Below are 15636 nucleotides of genomic sequence, written 5' to 3' on the forward strand. Positions count from 1 at the left end.
GCGGTGACATGCGTTTGCGAGGTTGCTGCCGTGATCGACCCGGATGGTTTTCGCCCCAATGTCGGGATCATTCTCACGAATGATGCCGGGCAGGTGCTATGGGCTCGACGGATCAACCAGGATGCCTGGCAGTTTCCCCAGGGTGGCATCAACCCTGACGAGACGCCGGAAGATGCCCTGTACCGCGAGCTGAACGAAGAAGTTGGCCTTGAACGCGATGATGTGGAAATTCTTGCCTGCACCCGTGGCTGGTTGCGTTATCGTTTACCCCAGCGACTGGTGCGTACGCATAGCCAGCCGCTGTGCATCGGCCAGAAGCAGAAATGGTTCCTGCTGCGTCTGGTCAGCAACGAACAACGGGTGCGGATGGACCTGACCGGCAAGCCGGAATTCGACGGCTGGCGCTGGGTCAGCTATTGGTACCCGCTGGGCCAGGTTGTGACATTCAAGCGCGAGGTCTACCGACGCGCCCTGAAAGAGCTAGCACCGCGTCTGCTGACGCGCGACTGACGACGGAGTTCGACCCCGAGCCATGCTCAATACGCTGCGCAAGATCGTCCAGGAAGTAAACTCCGCCAAAGATCTCAAGTCGGCGTTGGGGATCATTGTCTTGCGTGTCAAGGAGGCCATGGGCAGCCAGGTCTGCTCGGTCTACCTGCTCGACCCGGAAACCAACCGCTTCGTGCTGATGGCCACCGAAGGCCTGAACAAGCGCTCCATCGGCAAGGTCAGCATGGCCCCCAACGAAGGCCTGGTCGGCCTGGTCGGTACCCGGGAAGAGCCGCTGAACCTGGAAAACGCTGCCGACCACCCGCGTTACCGCTACTTTGCCGAAACCGGCGAGGAAAAATTCGCCTCCTTCCTCGGTGCGCCGATCATCCACCACCGCCGCGTGGTCGGGGTATTGGTCATCCAGCAAAAGGAGCGCCGCCAGTTCGACGAGGGCGAAGAAGCCTTCCTGGTCACCATGAGCGCCCAGCTGGCAGGGGTTATCGCCCACGCCGAGGCCACCGGCTCGATCCGTGGCCTGGGCCGCCAGGGCAAGGGTATCCAGGAGGCGCGCTTCGTCGGTGTACCGGGCTCGCCAGGCGCCGCCGTGGGGCGCGCAGTGGTGATGCTGCCGCCAGCCGATCTGGAAGTGGTACCGGACAAGACCGTCGATGACATCGACGCCGAGCTGAAGCTGTTCCAGAACGCCCTCGAAGGTGTGCGCGACGATATGCGCAAGCTGTCGGCCAAGCTGGCCACCCAGCTGCGCCCGGAGGAGCGTGCACTGTTCGATGTGTACCTGATGATGCTCGAAGACGCGGCCCTGGGCGGTGAGGTGACGGAGGTCATCAAGACCGGCCAGTGGGCTCAGGGCGCACTGCGCCAGGTGGTGGGCGAGCACGTCAACCGCTTCGAGCTGATGGACGATGACTACCTGCGCGAGCGCGCCTCCGACGTCAAGGACCTGGGCCGGCGCCTGCTGGCCTACCTGCAGGAAGCCCGCGCGCAGTCGCTGGTGTATGCCGACAACACCATCCTGGTCAGTGAAGAGCTGACCCCGGCGATGCTCGGTGAAGTGCCGGAAGGCAAGCTGGTCGGCCTGGTCTCGGTACTGGGGTCGGGCAACTCCCACGTCGCCATCCTGGCTCGCGCCATGGGCATCCCCACGGTGATGGGCCTGGTCGACTTGCCTTATTCCAAGGTCGACGGCATCGAGATGATCGTCGACGGCTACAAGGGCGAGGTGTTCACCAACCCCAGCGAAGTGCTGCGCAAGCAGTACAGCGACGTGGTCGAGGAGGAGCGCCAGCTGGCCCAGGGCCTGGATGCCCTGCGCGAACTGCCGTGCGTTACCCCGGACGGCCACCGCATGCCGCTGTGGGTCAACACCGGCCTGCTCGCCGACGTGGCCCGTGCCCAGCAGCGTGGCGCCGAAGGGGTGGGGCTGTACCGCACCGAAGTGCCGTTCATGATCAACCAGCGCTTCCCCAGTGAGAAAGAGCAGCTGGCCATCTACCGCGAGCAGCTGGCGGCCTTCCACCCGCTGCCGGTGACCATGCGTACCCTCGACATCGGTGGCGACAAGTCGCTGTCGTACTTCCCGATCAAGGAAGAAAACCCGTTCCTCGGCTGGCGCGGCATTCGCGTCACCCTCGACCACCCGGAAATCTTCCTGGTACAGACCCGCGCCATGCTCAAGGCCAGCGAGGGGCTGAACAACCTGCGTATCCTGCTGCCGATGATTTCCGGCATCCATGAGCTGGAAGAGGCGCTGCACCTGATCCACCGCGCCTGGGGCGAGGTGCGTGACGAAGGCACCGATGTGCCGATGCCACCGGTTGGCGTGATGGTGGAAATTCCTGCGGCGGTGTACCAGACCAAGGAGCTGGCGCGGCAGGTGGACTTCCTGTCGGTCGGTTCCAACGACCTGACCCAGTACCTGCTGGCGGTGGACCGCAACAACCCGCGGGTCGCCGACCTGTACGACTACCTGCACCCGGCGGTGTTGCAGGCGCTGAACACGGTGGTGCGCGACGCCCATGGCGAAGGCAAGCCGGTGAGTATCTGCGGTGAGATGGCCGGTGACCCGGCAGCGGCGATCCTGTTGATGGCCATGGGCTTCGACAGCCTGTCGATGAACGCCACCAACCTGCCGAAGGTGAAGTGGATGCTGCGTCAGGTGAATATGAGCAAGGCCAAGGAGCTGCTGGTGGAGGCCTTGAGTCATGACAACCCGCAGGTTATCCACAGCTCGCTGCAACTGGCCCTGAAAAACCTTGGGTTGGCGCGGATGATCGGGCCTGGGGCCAATAAAACCCTCTGAATGTGGGGTGACTGTTCCGGCCTTTTCGCGGGTAAACCCGCTCCCACAGGTACAGCGCAGCCTTCAGATGCGGCGCAGTACCTGTGGGAGCGGGTTTACCCGCGAAGAGGCCGGAGCAAGCAACATCAAATTATCAGACCAGCAACTCAACTTCCCCCAAGTGCCCACCAAAGGGCCCGAAACTGCGTTCAACCAGTCGCCTTTTGCCCTGATCATCCACAATCAGTGCCGTGCTCGCCCGCGTCCCGTAGTTCTGGCTGGCAATGAACACACTCGACAGCAGCTTCTCGGTCGCCAACCCCACGCCCGTCTCCGGCAACTCGCCCTCCGGCGCCGGTTCGGCATCGGCCAGCAACGCCAGCAAGCGCTGTGGCTCTGGCGTTTCCAGTAACCCTTCCAGCCCACTGCGCGCCTTCACCAGCTTCGGCCAAGGCGTATCCAGCCCGGCATTGGAAAGCCCGTAAACCCCGGCCTCCAGCAAGCGCGGCGCTGCGTCCCGGGCATGCAGATAGCCCAGCTGCTGCCCATCGCCCGCCAGCAGGTTGAACCCTGAATACTGCCTGCTGCGGCTGGCCACCTGGTCCAGATAGGCCTCGACCCCCAACTCCCCTTGCAGATACGCCGCCACCAGCTCGCCCCGCGAGCGCGGCCCCAAAGCCTGCGCCGGGTCGCGAATATTGGTCAGCGCCGCGAACCGCCCCTGCGGGCCGACGCCCAGCCAGGTGCCGCCGGCCTCCAGGTCGCGCCCGGCATATACCCCGGGTGCATCCTCCCAGGCCGCCAGGGCCTGGGTGGGGCGGGCATAGAACTCATCGCGGTTGGCCGCCACGATCAGCGGCAGGGCATGCCCCGGCCGCCAGGCGAATACGATCAGGCACATCGGTCGGGCCTCTGGGTTTTTTGCCACTGTACCCACAGCGGCGGGAAGGATCCATCCTGACACACTGTTCACTAGAGCCCCGAGCCCGGCTTCCGTTACCATGCCGCATTGTTTTTTCGGGGAAGACGAATGGAATTCGTGCTCTATCTGCTGTTGGGCGCCTGCGCCGGTGTGCTGGCCGGGCTGTTCGGCGTGGGCGGCGGTATCATCATCGTGCCGGTGCTGGTGTTCAGCTTCACCTTGCAGGGTTTCGATGCCTCGGTGCTGACCCACCTGGCTGTCGGTACGTCGCTGGCAACCATCGTCTTCACCTCGATCAACGCCGTGCTCGAGCACCATCGCAAGGGCGCGGTGCAATGGCCGATCTTCGCCTGGATGACCCTCGGCATCCTCCTCGGGGCCGGTGTCGGCGCCAAGACCGCCTCGCTGATCCAGGGGCCACTGCTGCAAAAGATCATCGGTGTGTTCGCCCTGGTCATCGCCGCGCAGATGGCCCTGGACCTCAAGCCCAAGGCCAGTCGCGGCATCCCCGGCAAGCCCGCGCTGATCGGTGCAGGTGGGGTGATCGGCTGGGCTTCGGCCATTTTCGGCATCGGCGGCGGTTCGCTGACCGTGCCGTTCCTGACCTGGCGCAGCCTGCCCATGCAGCAGGCAGTGGCCACGTCTTCGGCCTGTGGCCTGCCGATTGCCTTGGCCAGTGCCCTGAGTTTCATGCTGCTGGGTTGGCACGAGGAGCACCTGCCGGCCCACAGCCTGGGTTACGTGTACCTGCCGGCGCTGCTCGGCATTGCCGTGACAAGCATGTTTTTCGCCCGCTTCGGCGCGCGCCTGGCGCACAAGCTGTCGCCACGTTTGTTGAAACGCCTGTTCGCAGCCCTGCTGTTCTGTGTCGGCCTCAGCTTTTTGATTTGAATCGAGAGGAAGTTCCATGCTGCCTTACCCGCAGATAGACCCCGTGGCCGTGGCCATCGGGCCGCTGAAAATCCATTGGTACGGCCTGATGTACCTGGTCGGCATCGGCGGTGCCTGGCTGCTCGCCTCGCGCCGGCTGAACCGCTTCGACCCCACCTGGACGCGCGAAAAGCTCTCCGACCTGGTGTTCTGGCTGTCGATGGGTGTGATCGTCGGTGGTCGCCTGGGCTACGTGCTGTTCTACGACCTGCACGCCTACCTGGCCAATCCGACGCTGATCTTCGAGGTGTGGAAGGGTGGCATGTCGTTCCACGGCGGTTTCATCGGCGTGATGCTGGCGGCCTTGTGGTTCGGCAAGCGCAACAACAAGTCGTTCTTCGAGCTGATGGACTTCGTCGCGCCGCTGGTGCCGATCGGCCTGGGGGCCGGGCGCATCGGCAACTTCATCAACGCCGAGCTGTGGGGCAAGGCCACCGACGTGCCATGGGCGATGGTCTTCCCACCGTTCAGCGACCCGGCGCAGCTGCCGCGTCACCCATCGCAGCTGTACCAGTTCGCACTCGAAGGTGTGGCGCTGTTCCTGATCCTCTGGGCGTTTTCGCGCAAGCCGCGGCCGACCATGGCGGTATCCGGCATGTTCGCGCTGTTCTACGGCATCTTCCGCTTCATCGTCGAATTCGTCCGCGTACCGGATGCCCAGCTTGGCTACCTGGCCTGGGGCTGGCTGACCATGGGTCAGATTCTGTGCGTGCCGATGATCCTGGCTGGCCTTGGCCTGATCTGGTGGGCTTATAATCGCAAGCCTACGGCGAAACCCGCCTGATTAATCCCACGGCAGGGGCGATCCCCCTGCCGTTTTTGCTACAGGTAAGCCATGAAACAGTATCTGGACCTGGTCCGCGACGTCATCGACAACGGCACGCTGCAGGGCAACCGCACCGGCATCCGCACCATCAGCCTGCCGGGCGCCATGCTGCGTTTCGACTTGCAGAAGGGCTTCCCGGCCATTACCACGCGCAAACTGGCGTTCAAGTCGGCGATCGGCGAAATGGTCGGTTTCCTGCGTGGCGTGAAGAACGCCGGTGAATTCCGCGAACTGGGCTGCAAGGTCTGGGACCAGAACGCCAACGAGAACGCCCAGTGGCTGGCCAACCCGTTCCGCCAGGGCCATGACGACCTGGGCGAGATCTACGGCGTGCAATGGCGCCAGTGGCCGGGCTACAAGCGCATCCCGCTGAGCAACCCGGCCGCCATCGAAATGGCCGAGAAGGCGGGCTTCCGCCGCATCGCCCAGGACGAGGAGGACGGCGTCGCGTTCGTCATCCTGTACAAGGCCATCGACCAGGTGCGCCAGTGCCTGGACACCATCGCCAATGACCCGGGCAGCCGGCGTATCCTGTTCCACGGCTGGAACTGCGCGCAGCTGGACGAAATGGCCCTGCCGCCGTGCCACCTGCTGTACCAGTTCCACCCGAATGTGGAGACCAGGGAGATTTCCCTGACCCTCTACATCCGCTCCAACGACCTGGGCCTGGGCACGCCGTTCAACCTCACCGAAGGCGCGGCGCTGCTGTCGCTGTTCGGCCGCCTGACCGGCTACACCCCGCGCTGGTTCACCTACTTCATCGGCGATGCCCATGTGTATGAGAACCACCTGGACATGCTCAACGAGCAGCTCAAGCGTGAGCCGCTGGAAGCGCCGAAGCTGGTGATCAGCGACCGTGTGCCGGCGTTTGCCGAGACGGGCAAGTACGAGCCGGAGTGGCTGGAGAAGATCGAGCCGAGCGATTTCTGGCTCGAAGGGTATGAGCATCATGCGCCGATGACGGCGCCGATGGCCGTCTGATGTTCTAGATTGCCGGGGGCGCTTTGCGCCCCTTTCGCGACACAAGGCCGCTCCTACAGGAGATCGCGTAGCCTGTAGGAGCGGCCTTGTGTCGCGATGGGCTGCAAAGCAGCCCCAGAATCTCAATGCCCGTGGCTTCGCCCCACATGCGAATGCTCGGTATCCGGCACCGATACCGCCCCGTTCGTCTCCAGTTGCTGCAAGATCGCGCATTCCGCCCCTTGCGCATTGCAGCGCCGCCGCAGCTCCACCAGCTGTTCCTGCAACGCCACCAGACCATCGATCCGTGCCTGCACATGCTCGATATGTTCGTCGATCAGCGCATTGACACTGCCGCACGAATCATCGGGGCTGTCGCGCAGGCGTAGCAGGCTGCGGATTTCATCCAGGGTCATGTCCAGGGTGCGGCAGTTGCGGATGAACGTCAGCCGCTCGACGTGGGCCTGGGTATACAGCCGGTAGTTGCCGTCGCTGCGCGCCGGCTCCGGCAGCAGCTGTTCACGCTCGTAGTAGCGGATGGTTTCCACGGCGCAGTCGGTGGCTTTGGCCAGTTCTCCGATCTTCATCACGAAATTCTCCAGCAAGTGGCTTGACCCTATAGTGGCTACAGGGTGTTCACTTGGCAACAGGCTCAAATTAAGGATGACCCCATGAACCAGCCTGTCAGCCACGAACACAAGCACGATCACCACGCCCACAGCTGCTGTGGCAGCGCTGCTGCGCCAGCCTCGGTCCAGCTGAGCGAAAAGGCCAGCAGCCACGCCCAGTTCAGCCGTTTTCGCATCGAGGCCATGGACTGCCCTACCGAGCAGACCCTGATCCAGGACAAGCTGGGCAAGCTGGCCGGTATCGAGCAGCTGGAATTCAACCTGATCAACCGTGTGCTTGGCGTGCGCCACACCCTGGGTGGCACTGCTGAAATCGAGCAGGCCATCGACAGCCTGGGCATGAAGGCCGAGCCGCTTGGCGCCGAAGACGATGGCACGGCCAGCGCGCCACAAGTGGTCAAGACCCGCTGGTGGCCGCTGGCGCTGTCCGGTCTTGCCGCGATCGCCGCCGAAATCGTGCACTTTGCCGCGCTGGCCCCGGAGTGGGTGGTGGCGGCGTTGGCGCTGGCAGCGATCCTCGGCTGTGGCCTGGGTACCTACAAGAAGGGCTGGATCGCCCTGAAAAACCGCAACCTCAACATCAACGCGCTGATGAGCATTGCCGTGACTGGCGCGGTGCTGATCGGTCAGTGGCCGGAAGCGGCCATGGTGATGGTGCTGTTCACCGTCGCCGAGCTGATCGAAGCCCGCTCGCTGGACCGCGCGCGCAACGCCATTGGCGGCCTGATGCAGCTCACCCCGGACATGGCCACCGTGCGCCAGGCCGATGGCCAGTGGCGGGAAGTGGAGGTGCGGGAGGTGGCCATCGGGGCCCTGGTGCGGGTGCGCCCCGGCGAACGAATTGGCCTGGACGGAGAAGTGACCAGCGGGCAATCCACCGTCGATCAGGCGCCGATCACCGGCGAAAGCCTGCCTGTGGAGAAGGCCGTGGGCGACAAGTTGTTCGCCGGCACCATCAACCAGGCAGGGGCGCTGGAGTTCCGCGTTATCGCTGCTGCCGGGCAATCGACCCTGGCGCGGATCATCAAGGCCGTCGAGGAAGCGCAAGGCGCGCGGGCGCCTACCCAGCGTTTCGTCGACCGCTTCTCGCGCATCTACACCCCGGTAGTGTTCGCCATTGCCCTGGCTGTTGCGGTGATACCGCCGCTGTTCATGGCCGGTGCCTGGTTCGACTGGGTCTATCGCGCCCTGGTGCTGCTGGTGGTGGCCTGCCCATGCGCCCTGGTGATCTCGACCCCGGTGACCATCGTCAGCGGCCTGGCTGCCGCCGCGCGCAAGGGCATCCTGATCAAGGGTGGCGTGTACCTGGAAGGCGGGCGCCAGCTGGACTTCCTGGCCCTGGACAAGACCGGCACCATCACCCACGGCAAGCCGGTGCAGACCGACGCCAAGGTACTGGAGCCGCTGTTCGAAGGCCGCGCGCAAGCCCTGGCCGCCAGCCTGGGCGAGCGTTCGGATCACCCGGTTTCCCGCGCCATTGCCCAGTTCGGCAAGGAGCAAGGCCTGGCCTTGAGCGAGGTCGATGACTTCGCCGCCCTGGCCGGGCGCGGCGTGCGCGGTACCATCGCGGGTGAGGTTTACCACCTGGGTAACCACCGTCTGGTCGAGGAGCTGGGGCTGTGCTCGCCCGAGCTCGAGGCCCAGCTGGATGTGCTGGAGCGCCAGGGCAAGACCGTGGTGCTTCTGCTCGACCGCTCCGGCCCGTTGGCGCTGTTCGCGGTGGCCGACACGGTGAAGGAAAGCAGTCGCCAGGCCATCGCCGAGCTGCATGAGTTGGGCATCAAGACTGTCATGCTGACCGGTGACAATCCGCATACCGCCCAGGCCATCGCCACCGTGGTGGGCATCGACCGTGCCGAAGGCAACCTGCTGCCTGCCGACAAGCTCAAGAGCATCGAAACCCTGTACGCCCAGGGCCATCGGGTGGGCATGGTCGGTGACGGCATCAACGACGCCCCGGCGCTGGCTCGTGCCGAGATCGGTTTTGCCATGGCGGCAGCCGGTACCGACACCGCCATCGAGACCGCCGATGTGGCGCTGATGGACGACGACTTGCGGAAAATCCCTGCCTTCGTCAGGCTGTCGCGCCAAAGTGCGGCGATCCTCATGCAGAACATCGTTCTGGCGTTGGGCATCAAGGCGATATTCCTGGCGATCACCTTTGCCGGCATGGCCACCATGTGGATGGCGGTGTTTGCCGACATGGGCGTGAGCCTGCTGGTGGTGTTCAACGGCTTGCGCCTGTTGCGCAAATAGAGGACGTGCATGCTGAGTTCGGAGCTTAAAGCCTTCTACATGGTGGCCCGCCTGGGCAGCATCACCCTGGCGGCGAAGAAGCTCGGCCTCAGCCAGCCCACGGTGACCACGCAGATTCGCAACCTGGAGAGCCAGTACGCGGTGGAGCTGTTCTACCGCGGCGGGCGGCGCCTGGTGCTGAGCGAGGAGGGCGTGCGCCTGCTGCCGATGGTCAAGGCACTGCTGCAGCAGGAGGCCGACATCGAGTTCGAGCTGCGCAACAGCGGCCAGGCCCAGGGCAGCCTGCGCATTGCGGCCACGGCGCCTTACTACATTCTCGACCTGGTGAAGATCTACCGCGAACGCCTGCCGCAGGTGGAAGTGGCGGTGGAAATCGGCAACTCGCAGCAGGTGCTGGAGATGCTCGAGGACTACCGGGTGGATATCGCCGCTTCGTCGCAACTGCTGGACGACGCTCGGCTGGTGCGGCGGGTGCTGGGGACTGACCCGTTGGTGGTGGCGGTGCATCGAAACCACCCGCTGGCGCACCGCCAGGCGGTGTCCATTGACGTGGTGGCCGGGCATTGCCTGCTGATGCGCGAGAAGGGCTCGACCACACGCAAGCTGACCGAGCAGATGATGCAGGAGGCCGGGGTGAAAGCCGGGGCGTTGCTGGAGATTGGCAGCCGCGAATCGATCCGTGAGGCGGTACTGCGCAATATCGGCATCAGCGTGATTGCCCGGCACGAGGTGCCGCACAACCCTGAGTTGCGGGTGCTGGCGCTGGAGAACGCGCCGGTGATGCATGAGTACCTGTATTGCCTGAAGGAGCGGCGCCAGGCCCGGTTGCCAGCGGCCTTCCTTGGGGTGGCGCAAGAGGTGGTGGGTTCGCAGTTCTAGGCCCGATCGTTTCTCGGGAAGTGGTGTAACTGAACTAGCCGAAGGCCTGCGGGCGAAAGAGGATGGTCATCGTGGTTCCCGGCTTACGTTGAGTTTGCGGACCCGACTTTCACCAGAGAAACCAAGATGACCAAGGCCACTCGACGTTACATGCAGTTGTAGGCCTTTGAAGCAGTCAGCGATAATCCACGGGCCAAGCAAACGGTAAACTCAGTGGCCAGATCCATGATGAGTTACACTGCTGTCTGAGAGACGATCAAGTATTCAAGTTCCTCACGCTCGCCACGGTTTCTATCACCTTACGCCAATGCGACAGCGTATTTAAAGCCGCAGTTGCGTTTGGGTTGTTGGACAGCGCCATTAGAGCGTCTTCCAAAGGCATATCACCGAACTCGTCAAAAAATCCTGCTTTTCTCCATTTAGTTATTTTGGTGAAATGCTTGGGTAATATATTTCTTCTATCTTTAAACCCGAGTCTCTCTATTTCGGCAAATGCGTGTTGATATGAGTGATATTTCGCCTCCAGTTTAAGCTCTGGATGGTTTTCGAGGATTTTATTTTCGAAGGGGCTGTCGCGGGGTATTTTTGAGAGTTCCTGCACATATTGCTTGTACCGCTCTGTCGAAAAGTTCAAATATTTCTCATACTTTCTATCAGTCCACTGGTATATGACTTTTTTATATTCTCCGTTCTTAAGTCGAAAAACGTCATTTTTAGTTCCAAACTTGATGGCATGTTTTTTTGCTAGAACCCCTGTGGCTAGCTTTGCCAATGCAGGAATTCGTACGTGCCCGCTGGGGTCGGTATAGTTTATTGGGTCTCCGTTGCAAAAGGCATAAGTGTTAAGACCACCAGCCATAAATGGACTAAACCTGTCAGGGGAAGTAAACCTCATCAAGAGTAAATGGTGGAGTCTAATGCCTAAAATATAGCCGCCCAAAAAAGTATCGAGGATACCACCTTGGTAAAGTGCCAGCGGAAGTGCGCGATCTCTGGTGTCGATATAACCGTAGCAGGAGTAGACAAGCTGCGTCGAAGGCTGCTTTCCCTGTGGTGATAAAAGAAGCGTGCTGCCAGTGTTGTCTGTTCCTTTAAGTAGATGAGATGCTGATTTGGGACTCGAACTTTCACTCAGTGCAGTCCCGGCGGCTGAAATTAAGCGGTGTCCACGGTCTGATTTTAAAACGACTGATAGACGCGTGTTGTCGTAAAAGAATTTATTCATGTTCACTGCTCATAAGGGTTTCAGCTTTTATTGAAGCATCTTGGTTCGGGACTTCAAACTGATAGAAATATCAGGTTGTGCCGGCATGCTGCCAATGGCGTAGACGATGGCACCAGCGCGGTCATCTCGAGTGCGGGCTAAAGGCGTAGCTCAAGGCGGCTAGGTCGCCGGTTTATGCTGATGTCGCGGGTTTACCCGTGAAGAGGCTGGCGGCCTGCTGGTCATTAGCAAATCTGCCTATACCACTATCACCCGCTTTTGCCCTAAAGCCACAGAACCTTCGCACAGCCTTCCTAGCATGGCCCCCATCTCTTCGATGAGGCCCTGCCATGAATCACACCACCCCCGGCGCACAGATGAAAGTGCGCAATATCCACAAGCGCTTCGGTGCCTTCACGGCGCTGAACGATGTCTCGCTGGACATCGCCGCCGGCGAACTGGTGTGCCTGCTCGGGCCGTCCGGCTGCGGCAAGACCACCTTGCTGCGCTGCATCGCCGGCCTGGAGCGCCAGGACCGCGGTACGTTGTACATCGGCGAGCGCGATATCTCCGAGCTGCCACCCCAGGCCCGTGACTACGGCATCCTGTTCCAGTCCTACGCGCTGTTCCCCAACCTCACCGTCGAAGCCAACATCGCCTATGGCCTGACTGGCAGCGGCCGCGAGCAGGCTCGCCAGCGAGTGGCCGAAATGCTCGAACTGGTGGGCCTGGCCGGCAGCGAGAAGAAGTACCCCGGTCAGCTTTCCGGTGGCCAGCAGCAGCGTGTGGCCCTGGCCCGTGCGCTGGCACCGTCGCCGTCGTTGCTGCTGCTGGACGAGCCGATGTCGGCGCTGGACGCCCGGGTGCGCGAGCACCTGTGCACCGAACTGCGCCAGCTGCAGCGCCAGCTGGGTATCACCACGCTGATGGTCACCCACAACCAGGACGAGGCCATGCTGATGGCCGACCGCATTGCGGTGATGAACAACGGCCAGGTCGAGCAGTACGCCACCCCGCAGGAAATCTACGACCAGCCGGCCACGCCGTTCGTTGCCGAGTTCGTCGGCCAGGGCAACTGGTTGCCGTTCCAGCGCAGCAGTGACAGCCATGCCCAGGTCGGTGGCATGAACATGCGTCTGGCACCAGGTTCGGCCCGACCCAGCAGCGGCCGGCTGTTCTGCCGCCCGGAGGCGATCACGGTCAACCCGGCGGTGCACGAAGAAAACCTTTTCCCGGCCATGGTCCGTGAAATCACCTTCCTCGGTAACCGCTGTCGCATGAGCTTCGAGCTCAAGGCGCTGCCTGGCCATGCACTGCTGGCGGAGCTGGCCCCCGAGGCCATGCCGCGGCTGGGCTCGCAGGACATCTGGGTGGCGCTGCCGCCGCAGAGCCTGCAGGTGTTTGCCTGAGATGGCCGCGCCAATGTCCCTGCCGCTGAGCCAGGCCAAGGCCACGCCGCGTGCTGGCGTCGCCCTGGGCGACCGGTTGTTCGTCGTCGGCGGCAAGAGCCTGCTGCTGATCCTTCTGGTGCTGGCGGTGCTGATGCCGCTGCTGGCGATCTTCTGGCGCGGCTTCAGCGCAGAAGCGGGCCAGGGTGGCGGCCTGCTGGCGGCCCGCGAGCTGTTCGCCAGCGAAAACTTCCACTGGCTGCTGGGCAACAGCCTGACGGTGGCCTTCACGGTGGCTGCCATCGTGGTGCCGCTGGCCTACCTGTTCGCCTATGCCCTGCAACGCACGCTGATTCCGGGCAAAGGCCTGTGGCGGGGGATTTCGTTGCTGCCGCTGCTGGCGCCGTCAATGCTGCCGGCCATCGCCCTGGTCTACCTGTTCGGTAACCAAGGGCTGCTGCGCGGGTTGCTCAGCGACAACATCTATGGCTTCTGGGGCATTGTGCTGGGCGAGGCCATCTACACCTTCCCGCATGCCCTGATGATCCTGCTGTCGGCGCTATCGCTGGCCGATGCACGCCTGTTCGACGCAGCGTCCAGCATGGGTGCCGGCCCTTGGCGAGCGTTCACCAGCATCACCTGGCCGGCCACGCGCCAGGCAGTATTCGCAGCGCTCTGCCTGGTGTTCACCCTGACCATCACCGACTTCGGTGTACCGGTCGTGGTCGGCGGCGACTATCAGGTGCTGGCCCTGGAAGCCTACAAGGCTGTGGTCGGCCAGCAGCAGTTCGGCCGCGGCGCGCTGATCGGCATGGTGCTGCTGTTGCCGGCGCTGTTCAGCTTTACCGTCGATGCCTGGCTGCGCCGGCGCCAGGGCGAGGCCATGAGCGGCCGTGCCCAGGTGTTCGAGCCCAAGCCGTCGCGGGGCCGTGATGCCTGCTTCCTGGCGATCGTGCTGCTGGTGTGCGCGGCATTGCTGCTGGTGATCGGCATGGCGGTGTATTCGTCGCTGGTCACTTTCTGGCCCTACAACCTGTCGCTGTCGCTGCGTCACTACATGTTCGAGGACACCGCCGGTGGTGGCTGGCTGGCCTACCGCAACAGCGTGACCATGGCCATCGGCACCGCGCTGATCGGCAGCATCGTGATCTTCACCGGCACCTACCTGATGGAGAAGACCCAGGGCCAACGCCTGCTCAACCAGGCGCTGCGCCTGCTCAGCTTCATCCCCATGGCCGTGCCGGGCCTGGTGCTGGGCCTGGGCTACGTATTCTTCTTCAACCTGAACGGCAACCCACTGCATGTGTTCTACGGCGGCATGGGGCTGCTGGTGGTGTGCACCATCGCCCACTACCTGACTACCGCGCAGATGACCGCGACCACCGCCCTGCGCCAGCTCGACGGCGAGTTCGAGGCCGCCGCGCTGTCGCTGAAGGCGCCGCTGTACAGGCACTTCCTGCGGGTTACCGTGCCGATCTGCCTGCCGGCGCTGCTGGACATCATTCGCTACCTGTTCGTCTCGGCGATGACCACCGTGTCGGCGGCGATCTTCCTGTACAGCCCCGACACCATCCTGGCTGCCGTCGCCGTGCTGAACATGGATGACGCCGGCAATGTCGGTGGTGCCGCCGCCATGTCCACCCTGATCCTGCTGACCAGTGCCGGCGCGTCACTGCTGCTGGCCGCAGCCTCACGCGGCCTGCTGCGCCGCTCCCAAGCCTGGCGCCAACGCGCCGCGACCGTCTGACCTGTAAGGAACCTACCCATGTACAAGCACCTTGCACTTGCCGCTGCCGTTTCCGCCGTGTTCAGCCTGCAGGCTTCGGCCGCTGGTACCCAGCTGACGGTCTACACCGCCCTGGAAGCCGAACAGCTGAAGAGCTACAAGCAGGCCTTCGAGAAGGCCAACCCGGACATCGAGATCAAGTGGGTTCGTGACTCCACCGGCATCATCACCGCCAAGCTGCTGGCCGAGAAAGACCGCCCGCAAGCCGACGCAGTGTGGGGCCTGGCTGCTTCCAGCCTGGCCATCCTCGACCAGAACGGCATGCTCGAAGCCTACGCACCGAAGGACCTGGGCAAGATTGCCGCCAATTACCGCGATGCTGCCAACCCACCAGCCTGGGTCGGGATGGACGTGTGGGCCGCGACCATCTGCTTCAATACCATCGAGGCCGAGAAGCAGGGCCTGAGCAAGCCGGTGAGCTGGCAGGACCTGACCAAGCCCGAGTACAAGGGCAAGATCGTCATGCCGAACCCGGCCTCGTCCGGCACCGGCTTCCTGGATGTCAGTGCCTGGCTGCAGACCTTTGGCGAGCCGCAGGGTTGGGCGTACATGGATGCGCTGCACCAGAACATCGGCCAGTACGTTCATTCCGGTTCCAAGCCGTGCAAGCTTGCCGCAGCGGGTGAATTCCCGATCGGTATCTCGTTCGAGTACCCGGCCGTGCAGCTCAAGCGCCAGGGCGCGCCGCTGGACATCGTGCTGCCGAAGGAAGGCCTGGGCTGGGAGATCGAGGCGACTGCGGTGATCAAAGGTTCGCCAAAAGCGGATGCGGCCAAGCGCCTGGCTGATTTCTCGGCAAGCCCGGCGGCCATGGAGCTGTACAAGGAGAACTTCGCCGTGCTGGCTGCCCCGGGTATTGCCAAGCCGCAGACCGAACTGCCGGCGGACTATGAACAGCGCCTGATCAAGAACGACTTTGCCTGGGCCTCGAAGAACCGTGACCAGATCCTGGCCGAGTGGCGCAAGCGCTATGACGGCAAGTCGGAGAAGGTGGCTCAGCAGTAACCTGTATCGGCCTCTTCGCGGGCGCGCCCGCTCCCACAGGTACCGCGCAGTCCTTCAGCT

The 15636-nt window shown here is 63.2% G+C and carries 13 protein-coding genes; 10 read left to right on the forward strand and 3 right to left on the reverse strand.

Annotation, left to right across the window (positions count from 1 at the left end):
* Window positions 1-30 precede the first annotated feature (30 nt).
* Both CAG00_RS11845 and ptsP read left to right on the forward strand, forming a co-directional pair.
* Window positions 31-510 (forward strand): RNA pyrophosphohydrolase, encoded by a 480-nt coding sequence (locus CAG00_RS11845; RefSeq protein ID WP_003249017.1) that lies wholly within the window; start codon window positions 31-33, stop codon window positions 508-510.
* 22 nt (window positions 511-532) lie between these two features.
* Window positions 533-2812 (forward strand): phosphoenolpyruvate--protein phosphotransferase, encoded by a 2280-nt coding sequence (ptsP, locus tag CAG00_RS11850; RefSeq protein ID WP_013974668.1) that lies wholly within the window; start codon window positions 533-535, stop codon window positions 2810-2812.
* Window positions 2813-2945: 133 nt separating this feature from the next.
* On the opposite strand, the gene CAG00_RS11855 is transcribed toward ptsP, so the two are convergent.
* Window positions 2946-3692, reverse strand: coding sequence for an NRDE family protein (locus CAG00_RS11855; RefSeq protein WP_085664329.1), 747 nt, complete (start codon window positions 3690-3692; stop codon window positions 2946-2948).
* 129 nt (window positions 3693-3821) lie between these two features.
* Between CAG00_RS11855 and CAG00_RS11860 the strand changes: the two genes are divergently transcribed.
* From CAG00_RS11860 to CAG00_RS11870, 3 genes are read left to right on the forward strand one after another with little or no spacing between them, the layout of a single operon-like run.
* Window positions 3822-4604, forward strand: a complete 783-nt coding sequence (locus tag CAG00_RS11860) for a sulfite exporter TauE/SafE family protein (protein ID WP_024087873.1) — start codon at window positions 3822-3824, stop codon at window positions 4602-4604.
* 16 nt (window positions 4605-4620) lie between these two features.
* Window positions 4621-5427: a prolipoprotein diacylglyceryl transferase gene (lgt, locus tag CAG00_RS11865; RefSeq protein ID WP_013974665.1), complete on the forward strand. Its 807-nt coding sequence runs from the start codon at window positions 4621-4623 to the stop codon at window positions 5425-5427.
* Between the two features lie 51 nt (window positions 5428-5478).
* Window positions 5479-6450, forward strand: coding sequence for a thymidylate synthase (locus CAG00_RS11870; RefSeq protein WP_013974664.1), 972 nt, complete (start codon window positions 5479-5481; stop codon window positions 6448-6450).
* 122 nt (window positions 6451-6572) lie between these two features.
* On the opposite strand, the gene cadR is transcribed toward CAG00_RS11870, so the two are convergent.
* Entirely contained in the window at window positions 6573-7016 is a 444-nt protein-coding gene (gene cadR / locus CAG00_RS11875; RefSeq protein ID WP_016712550.1) for a cadmium resistance transcriptional regulator CadR, read from the reverse strand.
* 84 nt (window positions 7017-7100) lie between these two features.
* On the opposite strand from cadR, the gene CAG00_RS11880 reads away from it, so the two are divergent.
* Window positions 7101-9314: a heavy metal translocating P-type ATPase gene (locus CAG00_RS11880; protein WP_085664330.1), complete on the forward strand. Its 2214-nt coding sequence runs from the start codon at window positions 7101-7103 to the stop codon at window positions 9312-9314.
* Between the two features lie 9 nt (window positions 9315-9323).
* Complete coding sequence (locus tag CAG00_RS11885) at window positions 9324-10193, forward strand: LysR family transcriptional regulator (RefSeq protein ID WP_085664331.1); 870 nt, start codon at window positions 9324-9326, stop codon at window positions 10191-10193.
* A gap of 256 nt (window positions 10194-10449) precedes the next feature.
* On the opposite strand, the gene CAG00_RS11890 is transcribed toward CAG00_RS11885, so the two are convergent.
* Window positions 10450-11418, reverse strand: coding sequence for an RHS repeat-associated core domain-containing protein (locus CAG00_RS11890; protein WP_085664332.1), 969 nt, complete (start codon window positions 11416-11418; stop codon window positions 10450-10452).
* 329 nt (window positions 11419-11747) lie between these two features.
* Between CAG00_RS11890 and CAG00_RS11895 the strand changes: the two genes are divergently transcribed.
* From CAG00_RS11895 to CAG00_RS11905, 3 genes are read left to right on the forward strand one after another with little or no spacing between them, the layout of a single operon-like run.
* Complete coding sequence (locus CAG00_RS11895; protein ID WP_025340998.1) at window positions 11748-12806, forward strand: putative 2-aminoethylphosphonate ABC transporter ATP-binding protein; 1059 nt, start codon at window positions 11748-11750, stop codon at window positions 12804-12806.
* 1 nt (window position 12807) lies between these two features.
* Window positions 12808-14532: a putative 2-aminoethylphosphonate ABC transporter permease subunit gene (locus CAG00_RS11900; RefSeq protein ID WP_085664333.1), complete on the forward strand. Its 1725-nt coding sequence runs from the start codon at window positions 12808-12810 to the stop codon at window positions 14530-14532.
* A gap of 18 nt (window positions 14533-14550) precedes the next feature.
* Complete coding sequence (locus CAG00_RS11905) at window positions 14551-15576, forward strand: putative 2-aminoethylphosphonate ABC transporter substrate-binding protein (protein WP_085592463.1); 1026 nt, start codon at window positions 14551-14553, stop codon at window positions 15574-15576.
* The last annotated feature ends 60 nt before the right edge of the window (window positions 15577-15636 follow it).

The sequence above is a fragment of the Pseudomonas sp. B5(2017) genome (genome assembly GCF_002112825.1).
Lineage (GTDB): Bacteria > Pseudomonadota > Gammaproteobacteria > Pseudomonadales > Pseudomonadaceae > Aquipseudomonas > Aquipseudomonas putida_Z.